Genomic DNA, 18,897 nt, shown 5'->3' with positions numbered 1-18,897 from the left:
TCAGATTTCCTTAAAGATGAAGTTCGACTTGCTGAGCTGTTCGAGGCTCGGCTTCGGCGTTTTGATCGAATCCCGATGAGGCGAGCTTTCCTTCGCGCCTTGGCGTAGCAGCTCGTTCAACAGTTCGGTTTGTCCCGGTGAATGGCGACTGATCGTCTCCAGATGTTCGAGCATCGATCCGAAAGCAATGGTCAGAATACCGCCAAAGGCGGCTGAAACGGCACCAGAAAGCACGGCGAAAAGGCCGGCTGTGCCGCCCATGAAAAACATCGTGACAGCGGCCAGAATCGCAAAGACAATAAGCAAACCGCCAGCGGCCTTAAGCAAACCTACCATTATATTAGCCCCTACAACTCATAGTAATGATATCTGTTTTATATGTCCTATCAAGACGGGCGGCGGGCATTTTCAACTTTATCGTGCTTTGAGCAATTTTACCTCTTGTGCTTGCTCGCAATGAGGGGATTAGACGACATATGGCAGGACAAATGGTTTGGGGAAGTTGGCGCATGCTTTTGGGCGCGCTCAACCATCGCACATGGGAAGTATGGTTAACGAAAATTAGCCATTTGAAATCAGCCTCATAGGCCGAATCAGGCACTGTCCCGGAATTTTACGTCTCATTAATTTGCATGTGGATATTAAGGGATCGTTTATGACCTTCTGGCATTCAATTCTCTCAATCAAGCGATTGTTGGGTGCGTTAAAGAAGGCTTGACATAATGGACGACGATTTCTGGAAAGCTGTTCAGGAAAAAGAGCAGTCCTATTCCACGTCGCGCAAGACGGGCGCGTTGAATATCGCTCTGCTGTTCGGTACGGCGGCGGTCGCGCTTTCGCTTATCCTGACGCCGATGCTCTCCGACAAATCCAAGTCGCGCGTGCTTGCAAGTGCGCCGGATCTCGACAATATTACGACGGGGTCGATCCCTCAGACTGAAAACGGCAAGCGTTATACGATCCGCCGCAGCGTGCTGCAGCAAGAGCCGGGTTCGGTCTGCATCGTTCAAGGTTACGGAGCCGATAGCGGCTGCTGACGGTTGCATAAGCATAGCCTGCCAGATGCCATGACGAGCATCGGATTCACGAGATGTTGATGTCCAATGCTGCGGCTGGGGAGCTTTGAGCCTATGCGTTCCGTACGGCGTTTTTTCAATGACAAGACCGGTGCCACGGTGATTGAATACGGCCTCATCGCCGCGCTCATGTCGGCTGCGATCATCAGCGGCGTCGGCGCCTTCGGCGGCAGCCTTTCGAACACGTTCAGCCTGTTGTCCAACACGGTTCAGGCCTCGTCCACCGCGGCGAACTGAGGCGATCGCGCTTTATTGTTTCAGCTTGTGTTCTTCGACTTTGAGCGCGTCGGCAAGCCGTGCCTTTGCCGAGCCCGGCTGCAGCGGCTTCTGCTGGCTCTCATGCGGTGTCCATCCGGATGCGTAGACGATCGAGAAGGTCGCTCTGATCCGGCCATCGGCATCGGAATAGCGTTCGGCGTAGAGTTCTGCCGCACGCAGGAAAAAGGCGCGCGTCAGCGGTTTGCGGCTGCGTTCGGCAAGCGGATTGGTCATTCCCATGGCGCGCAGGTCGCGCATCAAGGCAAAGAGATTGTCATAACGCACGGTATAGGTTTCGGCGTCTATCACGGGCAGGGTAAAGCCGGCTCGCTGCAATAGGCCGCCGACATCGCGGACATCGGCAAAGGGGATGACGCGCGGGCTGGCGCCGCCCGTCAGTTCGATTTCGGTCGCGAGCAGTACCTCGCGCAGCTCCTGCAGCGTGCCCAAGCCCGGGATTGCCGCCAGGAAAAGGCCGTCGGCCTTCAAAGCGCGGCGGATCTGGATGAAAACGCCGGGCGTGTCGTTGGTGACATGCAGGTTGAGCGGGGAGAGGACGAGATTGACGGAATTCGCCTCCAGCGGCAATTCCTCCAGCGGCGCCTCGGTGACATCCTCGCCGGGTGCGGCAAAACCCGCTACGTTTTCGATCCGGCGCAAATTGCCGATCTTACCGGTTGCCAATGCCAGACGTGCCGCGACGCCGGTTGTTCCGTGAAGCTCCACGGCTTCGTCGAAGTGCCGTTCGATGACGGAAAGCCGCTCCGCCAGCTCGCTTGCTGCGATATCGAGCAGAAATGCCGCCCTCGGGTCGCCTTGTCTCAGTGCCCGTTGCTTGCGGGCTGCAAGCAGCGCTTGGTCGAACACGATTTCCATGGCGGTTTCCTGCAATATGATCATTTCGGCGAGGCGTGCCGGGCACGCGCGTTTTCCTTCGCAAAGCCTGCGGGAAAAAGCTAGTGTCAATCATATGGGGATGATGGGGCGCGAAATCACTTTATCGACGCTACGGGTCGGGCTGACGCGGCCCTGGCAGGTGCTGGCGGATCTGATCTATCCGCCTGCCTGCCCAGGCTGCGGGGTTGCGGTCGGAGCGCATCGCGGTCTTTGCCCCGCCTGCTGGTCCGGCATCCGTTTCATCGAGCGGCCCTATTGCGAGGTATTGGGCAGCCCGTTTTCCCACGATCTCGGCGCGGGGATTCTCAGCGCCGAGGCGATCGCCGATCCGCCCGCTTTCGACCGGCTGCGCTCCGCCGCCGTTCACGACGGCATCGTGCGCGATCTCGTTCTCAGCCTGAAATATCGCGACCGCACCGATCTGGCGCCGATGATGGCCGGCTGGATGCTGCGCGCCAGCGACGGCATGGTCGCCGCCTGCGACGCGATCATCCCGGTGCCCTTGCATCGCGCGCGGCTGTTTTCGCGCAAGTACAATCAGGCCGCCGAACTGGCGCGTCATGTTGCCCGCCTCTCGGGAAAGCCGCTGCTTGCCGCGACGCTGTTGCGAGTGAAGCGCACGAGCCAGCAGGTCGGTCTCGGCGCCAAGGCGCGGCAGGACAATGTGCGGGGCGCATTCGCGGTCTCCGAGCATCGGGCCGCCGACGTGTTCGGCCGGCGTATCGTACTGGTCGATGACGTCTATACCACGGGCGCGACGGTGGCCGCGGCGACACGTGCGTTGAAGAAAGCCGGCGCGGCGGATGTCACTGTTTTGACCTTTGCAAGGGTCGTCGGCCATCTTATATGACAATAAATCTGAGTTTTTCCGGAGTGGATCATGGCATCCGTCATTATTTATACGCGTGAGTTCTGCGGCTACTGTGCTCGCGCGAAGTCCCTGCTCGAATCCAAGGGCGTCGATTATGTCGAGCACAATGCGACCTATTCACCGGAAGCGCGTCAGGAGATGATCGCGAAGGCGAACGGTGCCTCGACCTTCCCGCAGATCTTCATCAATGACGAGCATGTCGGCGGCTGCGACGATATCCATGCGCTCGATCGGGCCGGCAAGCTCGATCCGATGCTGGCCGCCTAAGACGCTTCGCAAGGGAGACGACGATGAGTTTCAAAGCCGCCGCCATTCAGATGTGCTCCGGTGTCGATCCGGTGAAGAACGCCGTCGCCATGGCGCGTCTCGTGCGTGACGCTGCCTCGCAGGGAGCTGTTTATGTGCAGACCCCGGAAATGACGGGTGCGGTACAGAAGGATCGGCCGGGTCTGCGCGCAGTCTTGCGCGACGAGGCCGGCGATATCATCGTCAAGACGGCGTCCGAGCTGGCAAAGGAACTCGGCATATACCTTCATATCGGCTCGACCGCCATCGCGCTCGATGACGGCAAGATCGCCAATCGCGGTTTTCTCTTCGGTCCTGACGGCAAGCTGATCAATCGTTACGACAAGATCCATATGTTCGATGTCGATCTCGACAATGGCGAGAGCTGGCGCGAAAGCGCCGTCTATCGGCCGGGATCTGAGGCGCGCATCACCTCGCTGCCTTTTGCCGAACTCGGCTTTTCCATCTGCTACGACGTGCGCTTTCCGCAGCTGTTCCGCGCCCAGGCCGTTGCCGGCGCCCAGGTGATGACGGTGCCTGCCGCCTTCACCAAGCAGACCGGCGAGGCGCATTGGGAAATCCTGTTGCGCGCCCGCGCCATCGAAAACGGCATGTTCGTGATTGCCGCCGCGCAGGCCGGCACGCATGAGGACGGCCGCGAAACCTTCGGTCACTCGATGATCATCGATCCCTGGGGCAAGGTGCTGGCATCAGCCGGCGGCACGGGCGAGGCCGTCGTCATCGCCGAGATCGACGTTGCTGCTGTGAAATCAGCGCACGACAAAATTCCGAACCTGAAGAATGCGCGCGAATTTTCGCTGGAGAAGATCGCGACGCCGGCGGCTGGAGGCGTCGCTGCTTGATCCGCTATTCGCTTAGCTGTGAGAACGCCCATGAATTCGAGGGCTGGTTTTCTGAAAGCGCCGATTTCGACCGTCAGGTCGCAAGCGGTTTTCTGACGTGCCCGGTTTGCAATTCGGCTGCGATCTCCAAGCTTCTGATGGCGCCTTCGGTTTCGACCGCGCGTAAGAAGGACGAGATGCAGACGCTGGCCATGGACGCCGCGCGCAAGGAGGCGATGGTCAAGCTCAAGGAAGCGGTCGAGGCCATCAAGGCCAATGCTGAGGATGTCGGCACGAAATTCCCCGAAGAAGCCCGTAAGATCCATTATGGCGAGGCGGATGCGCGCGGGATCATCGGCAAGGCAACGCCGGACGAGGCGCAGGCTCTTGTTGAAGAGGGCATCGAGATCGCCGCCATCCCCGTACTGCCCGACGATATCAACTGATGCCGGCACAGGCTGGCAAACATCTCGCGATGTATAATTTCGGGCTGCATGTCGCGGCCTATGAAAGCCCTGCCGTCGAAGGGTTTCGCCTGCGCGAAGCGGCGAATTTCGAGGCTGCCGCCCGAGCGCATGGTTTCATTGGCCGCTCCGGCTATGCCGGCGAGCCTGGCGTCGCCTGTTGGGGCGAACAGGTCTTTCCGCGTTTCATCGAGGGAAGCGGTTTTGCCGTCGCCCCATCGTCGCTATCGCTCTGGGCAGATATCGAATCGCTGATGGCGTTTAGCTATAGCGGCGTGCATGCCGATGCGCTGAAACATGCGCGGCACTGGAACGTCAGGCAAAACTGGCCGCCGCTGGTGCTCTGGTGGGTGGATGCTGGCGCCGTTCCGCAATGGAGGGATGGTGCGGAGCGGCTGGAACTTCTTCACGATCGCGGAGCGAGCGCAGCAGCGTTTACGTTCAAGCAGCCCTATGGGCCTGATGGCAATTCAGTCAACGTCGACCGAGGCCGGGTTAAGGACATTGCAGCGCTCAATGCCGAAGGCCAGGGCGATTTGCTGGCGCATGTGGTGGCCTTGAAGGTCTAGGAATCCGTCTCGCTCGACTGCGCGTCTTCAGCTGAATTTTGCCCGCTTCGCCAGCATCATGTAATTCACGTCCATGTCTTTTGACAGGTTCCATCGGTCCTGCAGCGGCGAATAGAACACACCGGTACGGGCGATGATCTCCAATTCATTGGCGGCGAGCGGCTTTTCGATCTCTTCCGGACGAACGAGCTTTTCATATTGATGCGTGCCGCGCGGCAGCCAGCGAAGCACGTTCTCGGCGGCGAAGATGGCGAGTGCTGCTGCTTTCATGGTGCGGTTGATGGTGGCGACGAACATCAATCCGCCGGGGCGCACCATCTTCGCGCAGGTGGTGAGGAAGAATTCCACATCGGCGACGTGCTCGACCACTTCCATGTTCAGTACAATATCGAAGGTCTCGCCGGCTTCGGCCAGCTGCTCGGCCGTTACGGCGCGATAGTCGACCGGAACGCCGGAGGCCTTCGCATGGGTCGAGGCGATACCGATATTCTTTTCGGAGGGATCGGCGCCGACGACCTCGGCGCCCATGCGCGCCATCGGCTCCGACAGCAATCCGCCGCCGCAGCCGATATCAAGCACGCGTAGACCTTCAAGCGGCCGGCTGCTCTTCGGGTCGCGGTCGAAATTCTCGCAGGCGCGGTCGCGGATATAGGCAAGGCGAACCGGGTTGAATTTGTGCAGCGGCTTGAACTTGCCGGTCGGGCTCCACCATTCCGCCGCCATGGCGGAGAAACGGTCCACTTCGCTCTGGTCGATCGTGCTCTTTACCGTTTCGCTCATGGTTCACTCCGTGATTTGCGTCGTTCCGTGGTTCGGGCGACTGCAAGCAATAATTCCACTCAATGGGTGAAGTCGGACGATCGACACCCGATGTCAAGGGCCTGCGACCTTCGATCATCTGTGAGGTATCTTGATCTCGAGGCGTGAATTGCGATGCGGAGGTTGACATGGAGGTATCTTATGGCCGATCAAACGCCGGGGTGTAACATGGACTTTCAGAACCGGGATCGATTCCGATCGACCGGCTTATAGAGGAGTTCCTCATGAGACCACTCCGTCTCGCGACCGCTATAGCCATCGGCTGCCTCGTGGCGGGCCAAGCAAACGCCGGGGACGGCAAGGGGTTTCGCCTCACGATCGATGGTGTCGAGGTGGGTATCAATCCCGGCGATACGCTCGACGTGACCATGAAGGACGGCCGCGAGGTTTCGGTGGCGCTGCAGCGCAGCGAAACCGTGACCTTTACCGGCGGCAAGTTCTCCTTCGATCATGACGGCAAGTTTACGGTCGCGAAAACGGATCTCGGCGGTGGCGTGCAGCAATATGCGCTGATGACGCCGATCGGCACCGGCATCATCGTCCAGGAATATAAAGGCCTCAATCCCACCAGCATCACCGATTTCGTACTGCAGCAGATGGTGCAGGAAAGCATCAGCGGCGGCGCGAAAATAACGAAGGAAGCCACGCAGCGCACGCTTCCCGGCGGCAGCGTGCTGAAAGGCGTCAAGGCCGAGACGACGACGGACAACGATGTCATGGATTACGAAATCGTCGCAACGGGGAAGCCAGGGGGCGGCCTTCTCGTCGCTACCTTCCTCAACAAGGAAAATATCCCCAAGGAAGGCGTCATCCTCAATAAGCTCTGGTCGAGCCTAAAAGTGGAGTATTGATAGAAGGTATTCCGGTGCCGAATGAGCCAAGCTATTGCACCCGCCTTTCAAACTCGCTAAGAGACGGCCCCATTGAGATCAAGCTTTTCCGGCTATCGAACCGGAAGGGTGATTTTGCATGCCGGGCTTATCGCATTTCGGCCGCCCGGCGCTGGGTACTGGTAGAGGCACATGGCACGTATCGTGATGAAATTCGGCGGAACCTCCGTCGCGGATCTGGACCGTATCAAGAACGTCGCACGCCATGTGAAACGTGAAGTCGACGCAGGCCATGAGGTCGCGGTCGTCGTTTCTGCCATGTCCGGCAAGACCAACGAACTGGTCGGCTGGGTCCAGAACATACCGAAAGTGGCCGGCGCCAATCACTCGATCTACGATGCGCGCGAATATGACGCGGTCGTGGCTTCCGGCGAGCAGGTGACGTCCGGTCTGCTGGCGATCGCGCTGCAGGCCATGGGCATCAATGCCCGTTCCTGGCAGGGCTGGCAGATTCCGATCCGAACGGACAACGCCCACGGCGCTGCGCGCATTCTCGACATCGACGGCGGCGAGATGGTTCGCCGCATGAAGGAAGGCCAGGTGGCTGTCGTCGCCGGCTTCCAGGGCCTTGGTCCGGACAACCGTGTCTCGACGCTCGGCCGCGGCGGTTCCGATACGTCGGCGGTCGCGATCGCCGCCGCCGTCAAGGCCGACCGCTGTGATATCTATACCGATGTCGACGGGGTATACACCACCGATCCGCGCATCGAGCCGAAGGCGCGCCGCCTGAAGAAGATCGCCTTCGAGGAAATGCTCGAAATGGCGTCTCTCGGTGCGAAAGTGCTGCAGGTGCGTTCGGTCGAGCTGGCTATGGTCTTTAAGGTTCGCACCTTCGTGCGCTCCTCCTTCGAAGATCCCGATGCTCCGGGCATGGGCGATCTGCTCAATCCGCCCGGAACGCTGATTTGTGACGAGGAAGAAATCGTGGAACAGGAAGTAGTCACCGGCATTGCCTATGCCAAGGATGAGGCTCAGATCTCGTTGCGCCGTCTTGACGACCGGCCGGGCGTTTCCGCCGCCATCTTCGGGCCGTTGGCCGAGAGCCACATCAACGTCGACATGATCGTCCAGAACATTTCCGAGGACGGCTCCAAGACCGATATGACCTTCACGGTTCCCTCGGGCGATGCCGAGAAGGCGCTGCGTGTCCTTGGCGAGAACAAGGAAAAGATCGGTTACGACGTCGTCCAGAGCGAATCAGGTCTGGTCAAGGTGTCTGTCATCGGCATCGGCATGCGCTCGCATGCGGGCGTGGCTGCGACCGCTTTCCGGGCACTTGCCGAAAAAGGCATCAACATCAAGGCCATTACGACGTCAGAAATCAAGATTTCCATCCTGATTGACGGTCCTTATGCAGAACTCGCAGTCAGGACTTTGCATTCCTGCTACGGTCTGGATAAGAGTTGATTCAGGACTGCTGACGGCGGACCGTTGCGGAGGCGAGTTTCGGCCGACCCTGACGCGGGCAAGACATCTTGATTCGGGAGCTAGTGGCGCAATGAGAGACCTATCCGGCGGTCCACGCGTTCTGCTCAAGCGGCTACGCGAGTTGATGGCGGAGCCGCTGGAGCCGCAGGAGCGCCTTGACCGGATCGTCCGCCAGATTGCCAGCAACATGGTCGCCGAGGTCTGCTCGGTCTATGTGCTGCGCGCAGACGGTGTCCTCGAACTCTATGCGACCGAGGGCCTGAAGAAGGAGGCCGTCCACCTCTCGCAACTGAAGATGGGGCAGGGCCTTGTCGGTACGATCGCCGCCTCCGCCCAGCCGCTAAACCTTTCGGACGCGCAATCGCATCCCGCCTTCCGCTACCTGCCGGAAACTGGCGAAGAGATCTATCACTCCTTCCTCGGCGTGCCGATCCTGCGCACCGGCCGCTCGCTCGGCGTTCTCGTCGTTCAGAACAAGGCGAGCCGGAACTACCGCGAGGAAGAGCTGGAGGCGCTCGAAACGACGGCCATGGTGCTCGCCGAGATGATCGCCACCGGTGAGCTGAAGAAGATCACCAAGCCAGGCCTTGAGCTCGATCTTACGCGCTCCGTCACCATCGATGGCGACACCTATAATGAAGGCATTGGCCTCGGTTATGTCGTGCTGCACGAGCCGCGCATCGTCGTCACCAACCTTTTGAACGAGGATGCCGACAAGGAAATCGGGCGGCTGGCGGAAGCGCTCGGCTCGCTGCGCATCTCGATCGACGACATGCTGTCGCGCCGCGACGTCTCCATGGAGGGCGAGCATCGCGAGGTGCTCGAGACCTACCGCATGTTCGCGCACGACCAGGGTTGGGTGCGCAAGCTCGAGGAGGCCGTGCGCAACGGTCTGACGGCCGAAGCCGCGGTCGAAAAGGTGCAGAGCGATACGAAAGCGCGCATGATGCGCCTGACCGACCCCTATCTTCGCGAGCGCATGCACGATTTCGAGGATCTGGCGAACCGGTTGCTCCGGCAGCTCATCGGCCACTCGGGCCGCACCAGTGCCGAAGGTTTCCCGAACGACGCCGTTATCTTTGCGCGCGCCATGGGTGCGGCGGAACTGCTCGATTATCCGCGTGCCAATATCCGCGGTCTGGTGCTGGAAGAAGGAGCCGTGACGAGCCATGTCGTCATCGTCGCTCGTGCCATGGGCATTCCCGTCGTCGGGCAGGCGGCCGGCGTCGTAGCGCTGGCTGAAAACGGCGATTCCGTCATTATCGATGGCGATGGCGGCCACGTGCATCTCCGGCCGATGGCCGATCACCAGCGCTCCTACGAAGAGAAGGTGCGTTTCCGCGCTCGCCGTCAGGAGCAGTTCCGGGCTTTGCGTTCGGTTGAACCGGTGACCAAGGACGGGCAGCGCGTTTCGCTGCTGATGAATGCCGGCCTGCTCGTCGACCTGCCGCAGCTTGCCGAATCTGGCGCGGAGGGCATCGGCCTCTTCCGCACCGAGCTGCAGTTCATGATCGCCTCGACCATGCCGAAGGCGGAAGAGCAGGAAGCATTCTATCGCAATGTGATGAAACAGGCGGGCGGGCGCGTCGTCACCTTCCGGACGCTGGATATCGGCGGCGACAAGGTCGTGCCCTATTTCCGCGCGCATGAGGAAGAAAACCCGGCTCTCGGCTGGCGCGCCATTCGTCTGTCGCTCGACCGGCCGGGCCTGTTGCGCACGCAGCTTCGGGCTATGCTCAAGGCCGCGGCCGACACCGAGCTGAAGATGATGGTGCCGATGGTCACGGAAGTCTCCGAGATCAGGGCCGTACGCGAGCTCCTGCAGAAGGAAGTGCAGCATCTGTCACGCTTTGGGCACGGGCTGCCGCGCAAGCTGCAGTTCGGCGCCATGCTGGAGGTGCCGGCGCTGCTATGGCAGCTGGACGAGTTGATGGCGGAAGTCGATTTCGTCTCGATTGGTTCCAACGACCTCTTCCAGTTCTCGATGGCGGTGGACCGCGGCAATGCCCGCGTATCGGATCGCTTCGACTCGCTCGGACGTCCGTTCCTGCGCATCCTGCGCGATATTGTGCGGGCCGGGCAACGTAACAAGACACCAGTGACGCTCTGCGGCGAGCTGGCCGGCAAGACGATCTCGGCAATGGCCCTGCTGGGCATCGGCCTACGTTCGGTGTCGATGTCGCCGGCTTCGATCGGCCCGGTCAAGGCGATGCTGCTCGGGCTCGATCTCCAGGCCTTGTCTACGGTTGTGGAAGAGGCTTTGGACGACAAGCATCCGACGACGTCGATGCGTGATATCCTTATGCACTTTGCCGAGAGCCACAATATTCCGCTTTAGCGCGCGATCCTGAATGGCTCGAAGTGGTTCCAGGCAAGATCATGTGCGTCACATCACAACAGACATAATAAGAAGAATTGGAGTCCAGGGTGGCGAAGCTTCCCGTTGAAAAAATGCGCGAATTGGAGCGCCGCTTCGGCGAAATCGAGGCGCGCATGTCCGCCGGCCCGGCCGCGGACGTCTATGTGAAGCTTGCTTCCGAATATTCCGAATTGCAGCCGGTCGTCACCAAGATCCGCGACTATGAGCGCGCCATCGCCGAGGCTGCCGATCTTGACGCCATGCTCGCCGACAAGTCCGTCGATCGGGAGATGCGCGATCTCGCCGAGATGGAGTTGCCCGAGGTCAAGGAGCGCATCGAAGCGCTCGAGCAGGAAATGCAGATCCTGCTGCTGCCGAAGGATGCGGCCGACGAGAAGAGCGCGATCCTGGAAATCCGCGCCGGTACGGGCGGTTCGGAGGCCGCATTGTTCGCCGGCGATCTCTTTCGCATGTACGAACGCTTTGCAGCCAGCAACGGCTGGAAGGTGGAAGTCCTTTCCTCGAGCGAAGGCGAAGCGGGCGGCTATAAGGAAATCATCGCCACCATCAGCGGCAAGGGCGTATTTTCCCGGCTGAAGTTCGAATCCGGCGTCCATCGCGTGCAGCGCGTGCCGGAAACCGAAGCGGGCGGACGCATCCATACTTCGGCGGCAACGGTCGCCGTGCTGCCGGAAGCGGAGGAAATCGACATCGAGATCCGGCCCGAGGATATCCGTATCGACACGATGCGGTCTTCGGGGGCCGGTGGCCAGCATGTCAACACCACGGACTCGGCCGTACGTATCACCCACATCCCCTCCGGCATCGTGGTGACGAGCTCGGAAAAGTCGCAGCACCAGAACCGTGCCAAGGCCATGCAGGTCCTGCGTTCGCGCCTGTTCGACATGGAGCGTCAGCGCGCCGACAGCGAGCGTTCCGCCGACCGCAAGAGCCAGGTCGGCTCGGGCGACCGCTCTGAGCGCATCCGCACCTATAATTTCCCGCAGGGCCGCGTTACCGATCACCGTATCAACCTGACGCTCTACAAGCTCGACCGGATGATGGAAGGCGAGATCGACGAGGTGGTCGATGCGCTTCTGGCGGATTACCAGGCGAGCCAGCTCGCCCAGCTCGGCGAACAGGCATGAGCGGCGGGCAGGGACCGACCGTATCCGGACTTCTGCAGGAGGTGCGCGTCCGCTTTGCCGAGGCCGATCTCGACGATCCGGCAACCGAGGCCCGCATCCTCGTCGGCGGTCTTCTCCATCTCTCGTCCACAGAGCTGGTGACGCGCGGTTCGGATGCGGTATCGGCTGGGGACGCAGAGACGGCAAGGGCGGCGATCGACCGCCGTCTCAATCATGAGCCAGTCTATCGCATTCTCGGCGAACGTGAGTTTTATGGTCTCCCTCTGCGGTTGTCGCCGGCGACGCTCGAGCCGCGACCCGATACGGAAATTCTCGTCGATACGATGCTTCCGTATGTCAGACGCCTTGAATCCCAGATCGGCAATGTCCACATACTGGACATCGGAACAGGAACCGGAGCCATCTGTTTGGCTCTGCTGCATGAAAGCCCGCAAGCGACGGGTGTCGGTTCCGATATTTCCGGCGAAGCGCTGGAGACGGCTCGCGGGAACGCTGAGCGAAATGGCCTGGCGGCGCGGTTCAGGACCGCGGAGGGTAGCTGGTTTGAAGCCATCCACGAACGATTTCATGTGATTGTCTCAAATCCGCCCTATATTGCGTCCAGTGTCATTTCCACTCTCGCTCCAGAAGTAAAGGATTTCGATCCTCCCGCGGCCCTCGATGGGGGCGTTGATGGGCTGGATGCATACAGGGCGATCGCAAAGGATGCGGCGCGGTTTCTACACCCACATGGGATGTTAGGAGTTGAGATCGGTTACGATCAGCGTGAAACGGTGACTTCGCTTTTTGAAGGAGCGGGATTTTTCCTTGTCGAGGCGGTTCGTGACTACGGCCAGAACGACCGGGTGCTTGTGTTTAAGTTTCATCAGTAACGCGAGATCTTGGCGCAGATTTGTGGGACCCCTGTTGTTATCGCGAAGAAAAAGCTTGGATTTCCTGATGAAGCAATATAGGTTGCGCTCACGCGTTGGGCGGCTGGGAATAGGCGAGACGATTCGCCTCTCTTGGACAGCCTCGGGGATCCGCTCTTTGGTAAGAGTGTCAAAGGTTGAAGATAACCCAATGCGTGATCAGTTAATCTGACGTAGTCGAGCGGCAGACCAGCGCTTAAAGCGCAGTTTGCTTGCGGCACGCAGGCCCTGGCTCGGGAATGTCCGAACCGCGGCGGCAGGTGTCGTGTATGAATTTTATCCCAACGAAGAGAATTCAGGTGAAGGATCTATGAGGCCAGGACAGCAGAACAAGCGCGGTCGGGGGCGTGGTAACAACAACGGCGGCGGCGGCGGAAATAACAACAACAATTTCAACCGCAAGGGTTCAAACCCGCTGACTAGGACCTACGACAGCTCCGGTCCCGATGTGAAGATTCGCGGAACCGCCCAGCACATCGCCGAGAAGTATGCGGCTCTGGCTCGCGATGCCCAGAGCTCCGGCGACCGCGTCATGGCTGAAAACTACCTGCAGCATGCCGAGCACTACAATCGGATCATCGCCAGCGCCCAGGCGCAGATGCAGGAGCGCTATCAGCGCGACGAGCACCACAATTACAACGAGCGTGATGCGGCCGACCGGGACATCGATGACATCGATGCGAACGAGATGGACGATCAGCCGCAGATGGCACCGCCTCCGGTCCGTCAGCAGCAGCCTGCTCCAGCCGTTGCTGCGGCTCCGGCTCGCGAGCCGGAAGTGATCGATGGCACAGGTCCGCAGCCGGTGATCGAGGGTATTCCTGCGGAAGTGGCGATCGAGGAAGAGACGCCCGCTGCAGCGACCGAGCGCCAGCCGCGCCGCCGTAACGCCGGCAACCGCCCGCGCCGTCAGCCGCGCCGCGTCGCCGGTGGTGACACGGAAGGCCAGGGCGAGGCTGCATCGGGAGAGGCTCCGGCTTTGGCAGACGCCGCCTCGGAATAATCCGCTCCTTTCCCGAGGGAAGAGCCCGAATATGGAAACGGGAGTGGCAGCGCAGATAGTGCTGCCACTCCCGTTTTGTTTCATCGCCTTTTTCGCGGGGTGGCCGGGTGGGTATCCTATTCGTCCCGCCGTGGCTGCCGGCTTTGACATTTCCGGCCCAATACTGATGTTGCTCCGCTGGCAAAATCCGTTGGTTTTTTCGCTTTTTGCACCCTTTAAACTTCCAAGCGATCCTCCCATATTCTGCTCAGCTGCTTTGCCGCAAATCTCAATGGCGGCAAGGCCGGGCCTGCCTATTAAGGGGGCTCAGTCTCAATCATCGACCTGCGCCGTTCAGGGCAGGCCGGTCCATGGAGGTCTCATATGAATATTGAAAAATACTCCGAGCGGGTGCGCGGTTTCCTGCAATCCGCCCAAACATATGCGCTTGCGCAGGGCAATCAGCAGTTCACGCCCGAACATGTTCTGAAAGTACTTCTGGATGACGATCAGGGTATGGCCGCCTCGCTGATCGAGCGCGCCGGTGGGGATGCCAAGGCTGCCCGTCTTGCCAATGATGCGGCCCTTGCCAAGCTGCCGAAGGTTTCCGGCGGCGATGGCCAGGTTTATCTCGCGCAGCCGCTTGCCAAGGTATTCGCCACGGCCGAGGATGCCGCGAAGAAGGCCGGCGACAGTTTCGTCACCGTCGAGCGCCTTTTGCAGGCATTGGCGATCGAGCCTACGGCTTCGACTTCGGCCACTTTGAAAAAGGCTGGCGTTACCCCGCTTGCGCTCAACCAGGTCATCAACGATATCCGCAAGGGCCGGACGGCCGACTCCGCCAATGCGGAGCAAGGCTTCGATTCCTTGAAGAAATATGCCCGTGACCTCACCGCCGAGGCCCGCGAGGGCAAGCTCGACCCGGTGATCGGCCGCGACGACGAAATCCGCCGCACCATTCAGGTTCTTTCCCGCCGCACGAAGAACAACCCCGTATTGATCGGCGAACCCGGCGTCGGCAAGACGGCGATCGTCGAAGGTCTGGCGTTGCGTATCGTCAACGGCGACGTTCCTGAATCGCTGAAGGACAAGAAGCTGATGGCACTCGACATGGGTGCCTTGATTGCCGGTGCGAAGTTCCGCGGCGAGTTCGAAGAGCGGCTGAAGGCCGTTCTCAACGAAGTGCAGTCGGAAAACGGCGAGATCATCCTCTTCATCGACGAGATGCACACGCTGGTCGGAGCCGGCAAGGCCGACGGCGCCATGGATGCGTCCAACCTCCTGAAGCCGGCCCTTGCCCGCGGCGAGCTGCACTGCGTTGGTGCAACCACGCTCGATGAATATCGCAAGCATGTCGAGAAGGATCCGGCCCTTGCTCGCCGCTTCCAGCCCGTCATGGTCGAAGAGCCGACGGTCGAGGATACGATCTCGATCCTGCGCGGCTTGAAGGAAAAATACGAACAGCATCACAAGGTGCGCATCGCCGATGCCGCGCTGGTTGCCGCCGCGACCCTGTCGAACCGCTACATCACCGACCGCTTCCTGCCGGACAAGGCCATCGACCTGATGGACGAGGCCGCAGCGCGTCTGCGCATGCAGGTGGATTCCAAGCCGGAAGAGCTCGACGAACTCGATCGACGCATCATCCAGCTGAAGATCGAGCGCGAAGCGCTGAAGAAGGAAACCGACCAGGCCTCGGCCGACCGGCTGAAGCGGCTGGAAACGGATCTTGCTTCTCTGGAAGAGGAAGCCGATGCGCTGACCGCGCGCTGGCAGGCCGAAAAGCAGAAACTCGGTCTTGCTGCCGATCTGAAGAAGCAGCTCGACGACGCCCGCAACGAACTGGCGATCGCTCAGCGCAAGGGTGAATTCCAGCGCGCCGGCGAGCTCGCCTATGGCGTCATTCCCGATCTGGAGAAAGAGCTTCACGCTGCGGAAGAGCAGGACAGTGCCCGCGATTCCATGGTGCAGGAAGTTGTCACCGCCGACAACATTGCCCAGGTGGTTTCCCGCTGGACCGGGATCCCCGTGGACAAGATGCTGGAAGGCGAACGCGACAAGCTGCTTCGGATGGAAGACGAGTTGGCAAAATGGGTCGTCGGCCAGGGCGATGCCGTTCAGGCGGTCTCGCGTGCGGTTCGCCGCTCGCGCGCCGGCCTGCAAGATCCGAACCGGCCGATCGGCTCGTTCATCTTCCTCGGCCCGACCGGCGTCGGCAAGACGGAGTTGACCAAGGCGCTCGCCCGCTTCCTCTTCGATGACGACACCGCGATGGTGCGTATCGACATGTCGGAATACATGGAGAAGCACTCCGTGGCCCGGCTGATCGGTGCCCCTCCCGGCTATGTCGGCTATGAGGAAGGTGGTGCGCTGACCGAAGCCGTCCGCCGCCGGCCCTATCAGGTCGTGCTGTTCGACGAAATCGAGAAGGCGCATCCCGATGTCTTCAACATCCTGCTCCAGGTTCTGGACGACGGACGTTTGACGGACGGACAGGGCCGCACGGTCGACTTCCGCAACACGATGATCATCATGACCTCCAACCTGGGCGCCGAGTACCTGACCCAGTTGAAGGAGGGTGATGATAGCGATCAGGTGCGCGAGCAGGTGATGGATGTGGTCCGGTCGCATTTCCGGCCCGAATTCCTGAACCGTGTTGACGAGATCATCCTGTTCCATCGCCTGAAGCGCGATGAGATGGGCGCGATCGTCGATATTCAGCTGGAGCGCCTGCTGAAGCTGCTGTCGGAACGCAAGATCACGCTCGAACTCGACGAGGATGCCCGCAATTGGCTCGCCAACAAGGGCTACGATCCCGTCTATGGCGCGCGGCCGCTGAAACGGGTGATCCAGAAATATGTCCAGGATCCGCTCGCCGAGCAGATCCTGTCCGGGCAGGTTCCGGATGGTTCGATGGTCAAGGTCACCAGCGGTTCGGACAGATTGCTGTTCCGCCCGCGTCAGGCCGTAAACGAAGCGGCCTAGCGCAATTCCAGGAAAAGTGGGTAGCGGTTTTCCGTCCGGAATTGCCAGAAAACAAAGAGATAGAGCGGTTCAGAGTTTCCGTGAAAAGCTGAACCGCTCTAAGACAGGCAATGTTTGGAATACGTGCGGATGGCGGCCTTCGTGCCGCCATTTCGTCTTTCACGCATTGCCGGAAACCGTCTTGCCGCGCTGCGCGCGACTACTACTTGCTGGCGACCTGTTTCGTTTTGTCGTCGCTGAGCAGCGTATCGATGCGCTTGCGCTCTTCCTGGAATTTGGCGAGGGCCTCGCCTTCGAGCGACTTGCCGCCGGGAAGGCGGATGCGCAGCGGATCGACCTTGGTGCCGTTGACGATCAGCTCGTAGTGCAGATGCGGGCCGGTTGCCAGGCCCGTCGAGCCGATGAAGCCGATGACCTGACCCTGAACCACCTTTGCACCTGGCACGACGCCCTTGGCGATGGCGCTTTGGTGATTATAGGACGAGACGTAGCCATTCGCATGGCGGACCAGTGTCTGGTTGCCGAAACCGCTGGAATCCCAGCCGGCCTTTTCGACAATGCCGTTGCCGGCGGCGATGATCGGCGTGCCGCGCGGCGCAGCCCAGTCGACGCCGGTATGCATGCGGGCAAAGCCGAGGATCGGATGGCGCCTCATGCCGAAGCCCGACTTGAAGATGCCCGTGGGAACGGGGTTGCGTAGCAGGAACTGCCGGATGCTCTTGCCGCCCTCGTCGAAAAAGTCGATCGAGTGATCCGCTGGATCTTCGAAGCGATAGAAACGCGTAACCGTGTCGCCAAATTTGGCATTGACGTAGAGCAGCTCGGAATCAGCCGTCGCCATTCCCTTGTCGTCGGTGACCGAGAAAAAGGCTTCCAGCGAATCCGTCGGTTTCAACTGGGCCTGGAAATCGACATTGCTGGCAAGCAATTTGACGATCTGTGCCACCATCTCCTTGCTCATGCCGTAATAGAGGGCAGCGCGATAGATGCCGTCATAGACGTTCGGCAGGTCGCGGCCCGCGGCAAGAGCCGGAGCATCATTGTCGAAGGCCGTGGCGATCGCGTCGAGCATCGGCGGTGCGCTGCCCGCGACGAAATCGCCACGGTCGTTCTGCGCGATGGTCAGCAGATGCTTGGTGCCGCGATAGATGCTGGCGCGAATGATCCTTGCCTGCTCGCCTTTTTGAAGGATGCCGATGCGAAGCACATCGCCGATCGACACATCGGACGAGCCAAAGACGGGAAGGATCTTTGCGGCAATGCCGTCTGCATCGGCCTTCGGGTAGCCCGTATTGGTCAACGCCGCCGCAATCGTCATGTTTTGCCGAACGGGGATGATGTCGTCGGCAAACTCCTCGGTCTGCGGGGTCACAGCCTGCGAGGCGGAGACCGACATGTTTTCCTCGACGATGCGGGCCGCCAGGACAGCCGTCAGGTCGACATCGGCGTCGTCATTGGCGAAGCGGCGCGGGTCCACATAATACAGTGCCGAGAGCTGGGTGTTGCTCTCAGCCAGGACCGAACCGTTGGAGCGGACATTCTCCTCGACTTCCTCAAGCGACATGGAGCCGGCGAGCTGGAAGGGGATGTCCTTGGTCGGAAAGGATATGGTCTTGAGGCTGACCTCGGATTCGACGTCCGATCCATAGATTGCCCCGGTGCGGTTGGCGGGCTGCGGTATGTTTTCGTCGGTGGAAAAGATCGCCAGCGGGTCGAAGGGCGGATAGCTTTCGCTGGCGGCGCGGTTGGTGGCGAGCGCGATCTTCACATGCGCGAAGGGCTGGCGACGCACCACTTCCTTGTCGCCGTCACGCACCACGGTCGACACTTCCAGAATGTTGCGGTCGGAAGGCTTGGAGGCGATCGCGGTCGAGATCAGGCGGCCGCCGCGGGTGACCTGTTTGTCCGTGGCGTCATGATTGTCCCATATCGCATAGGCCTCGGCGGGGATGGCTAGCTGCTGGCGCCCGTCGAGCGCTGCAAACAGGGCGACACCCATCAATATGCTGGAGGTGAGGCCGGTGAGGAAGGTGCCGGAAAGCCATCGCAGGGAAACCTCGCGCCGATCCGGAGCTCGCCTGCCGTCGGCCAGGATTGGCGGCTCGTTGCCGAG

General features: G+C 60.6%; 18 protein-coding genes (1 of these 18 running past the window's edge). 14 read left to right on the top strand and 4 right to left on the bottom strand.

The genetic code is table 11. From position 1 onward, the window contains the following. Positions 1 to 336 (bottom strand): hypothetical protein, encoded by a 336-nt coding sequence (locus RHSP_RS14200; RefSeq protein ID WP_004118023.1) that lies wholly within the window; start codon positions 334 to 336, stop codon positions 1 to 3. Positions 337 to 722: 386 nt separating this feature from the next. On the opposite strand from RHSP_RS14200, the gene RHSP_RS14195 reads away from it, so the two are divergent. Together RHSP_RS14195 and RHSP_RS14190 are read left to right on the top strand one after the other, a co-directional pair. After that, the gene (locus RHSP_RS14195; protein WP_004118019.1) at positions 723 to 1,037 is read left to right on the top strand and encodes a hypothetical protein; all 315 of its coding nucleotides are present in this window, start codon (positions 723 to 725) and stop codon (positions 1,035 to 1,037) included. Between the two features lie 93 nt (positions 1,038 to 1,130). Then, the gene (locus tag RHSP_RS14190) at positions 1,131 to 1,313 is read left to right on the top strand and encodes a Flp family type IVb pilin (protein ID WP_004118016.1); all 183 of its coding nucleotides are present in this window, start codon (positions 1,131 to 1,133) and stop codon (positions 1,311 to 1,313) included. A gap of 12 nt (positions 1,314 to 1,325) precedes the next feature. On the opposite strand, the gene RHSP_RS14185 is transcribed toward RHSP_RS14190, so the two are convergent. Then, the gene (locus RHSP_RS14185; RefSeq protein ID WP_004118014.1) at positions 1,326 to 2,210 is read right to left on the bottom strand and encodes a class I SAM-dependent methyltransferase; all 885 of its coding nucleotides are present in this window, start codon (positions 2,208 to 2,210) and stop codon (positions 1,326 to 1,328) included. A gap of 94 nt (positions 2,211 to 2,304) precedes the next feature. Here RHSP_RS14185 and RHSP_RS14180 point away from each other — a divergent pair, with 94 nt between their 5' ends. The 5 genes from RHSP_RS14180 to RHSP_RS14160 are packed head-to-tail and all read left to right on the top strand — an operon-like array spanning position 2,305 to position 5,262. Continuing rightward, complete coding sequence (locus tag RHSP_RS14180) at positions 2,305 to 3,081, top strand: ComF family protein (RefSeq protein ID WP_004118012.1); 777 nt, start codon at positions 2,305 to 2,307, stop codon at positions 3,079 to 3,081. A 30-nt stretch (positions 3,082 to 3,111) separates the two neighbouring features. Then, a complete protein-coding gene (gene grxC / locus RHSP_RS14175) occupies positions 3,112 to 3,369 on the top strand; it encodes a glutaredoxin 3 (protein ID WP_004118008.1) in 258 nt (85 codons plus the stop codon). A gap of 23 nt (positions 3,370 to 3,392) precedes the next feature. Next, positions 3,393 to 4,250 carry a carbon-nitrogen hydrolase family protein gene (locus tag RHSP_RS14170; protein ID WP_004118006.1) on the top strand — a complete coding sequence of 286 codons (858 nt, stop codon included), beginning with the start codon at positions 3,393 to 3,395 and terminating at the stop codon, positions 4,248 to 4,250. Continuing rightward, positions 4,247 to 4,675: a DUF1178 family protein gene (locus tag RHSP_RS14165; RefSeq protein ID WP_004118004.1), complete on the top strand. Its 429-nt coding sequence runs from the start codon at positions 4,247 to 4,249 to the stop codon at positions 4,673 to 4,675. Before RHSP_RS14170 ends, RHSP_RS14165 begins: the two co-directional genes overlap by 4 nt. Beyond that, positions 4,675 to 5,262 carry a DUF3291 domain-containing protein gene (locus RHSP_RS14160; RefSeq protein ID WP_004118002.1) on the top strand — a complete coding sequence of 196 codons (588 nt, stop codon included), beginning with the start codon at positions 4,675 to 4,677 and terminating at the stop codon, positions 5,260 to 5,262. Before RHSP_RS14165 ends, RHSP_RS14160 begins: the two co-directional genes overlap by 1 nt. Before the next feature lie 27 nt (positions 5,263 to 5,289). Here RHSP_RS14160 and ubiG read toward each other — a convergent pair whose 3' ends face one another. Next, positions 5,290 to 6,042, bottom strand: coding sequence for a bifunctional 2-polyprenyl-6-hydroxyphenol methylase/3-demethylubiquinol 3-O-methyltransferase UbiG (gene ubiG / locus RHSP_RS14155; protein ID WP_004118000.1), 753 nt, complete (start codon positions 6,040 to 6,042; stop codon positions 5,290 to 5,292). Positions 6,043 to 6,305: 263 nt separating this feature from the next. Here ubiG and RHSP_RS14150 point away from each other — a divergent pair, with 263 nt between their 5' ends. From RHSP_RS14150 to clpB, 7 genes are all read left to right on the top strand, one after another. Beyond that, positions 6,306 to 6,932: a hypothetical protein gene (locus RHSP_RS14150; protein ID WP_004117999.1), complete on the top strand. Its 627-nt coding sequence runs from the start codon at positions 6,306 to 6,308 to the stop codon at positions 6,930 to 6,932. A gap of 171 nt (positions 6,933 to 7,103) precedes the next feature. Continuing rightward, positions 7,104 to 8,378: an aspartate kinase gene (locus tag RHSP_RS14145; protein ID WP_037151860.1), complete on the top strand. Its 1,275-nt coding sequence runs from the start codon at positions 7,104 to 7,106 to the stop codon at positions 8,376 to 8,378. Between the two features lie 91 nt (positions 8,379 to 8,469). Beyond that, positions 8,470 to 10,737: a phosphoenolpyruvate--protein phosphotransferase gene (gene ptsP, locus RHSP_RS14140; protein WP_004117996.1), complete on the top strand. Its 2,268-nt coding sequence runs from the start codon at positions 8,470 to 8,472 to the stop codon at positions 10,735 to 10,737. Between the two features lie 89 nt (positions 10,738 to 10,826). Beyond that, the gene (prfA, locus tag RHSP_RS14135; protein ID WP_037151855.1) at positions 10,827 to 11,906 is read left to right on the top strand and encodes a peptide chain release factor 1; all 1,080 of its coding nucleotides are present in this window, start codon (positions 10,827 to 10,829) and stop codon (positions 11,904 to 11,906) included. Further along, complete coding sequence (gene prmC / locus RHSP_RS14130) at positions 11,903 to 12,778, top strand: peptide chain release factor N(5)-glutamine methyltransferase (protein WP_004117994.1); 876 nt, start codon at positions 11,903 to 11,905, stop codon at positions 12,776 to 12,778. Before prfA ends, prmC begins: the two co-directional genes overlap by 4 nt. Before the next feature lie 349 nt (positions 12,779 to 13,127). After that, complete coding sequence (locus tag RHSP_RS14125) at positions 13,128 to 13,820, top strand: DUF4167 domain-containing protein (RefSeq protein ID WP_037151852.1); 693 nt, start codon at positions 13,128 to 13,130, stop codon at positions 13,818 to 13,820. 363 nt (positions 13,821 to 14,183) lie between these two features. Then, a complete protein-coding gene (clpB, locus tag RHSP_RS14120; RefSeq protein ID WP_037151849.1) occupies positions 14,184 to 16,784 on the top strand; it encodes an ATP-dependent chaperone ClpB in 2,601 nt (866 codons plus the stop codon). 202 nt (positions 16,785 to 16,986) lie between these two features. Here clpB and RHSP_RS14115 read toward each other — a convergent pair whose 3' ends face one another. Continuing rightward, positions 16,987 to 18,897, bottom strand: the 3' portion of a protein-coding gene (locus tag RHSP_RS14115; protein ID WP_004117984.1) for a M23 family metallopeptidase. The gene runs 30 nt beyond the window's last position; 1,911 of the gene's 1,941 nt are visible here — the last part of the coding sequence; its start codon lies off the right edge, out of view; the stop codon is at positions 16,987 to 16,989.

It is taken from the genome of Rhizobium freirei PRF 81, from assembly GCF_000359745.1.
GTDB lineage: Bacteria > Pseudomonadota > Alphaproteobacteria > Rhizobiales > Rhizobiaceae > Rhizobium > Rhizobium freirei.
The sequence above is the reverse complement of the archived record's forward strand: the minus strand, read 5'-3'. Positions and strand labels throughout refer to the sequence as shown.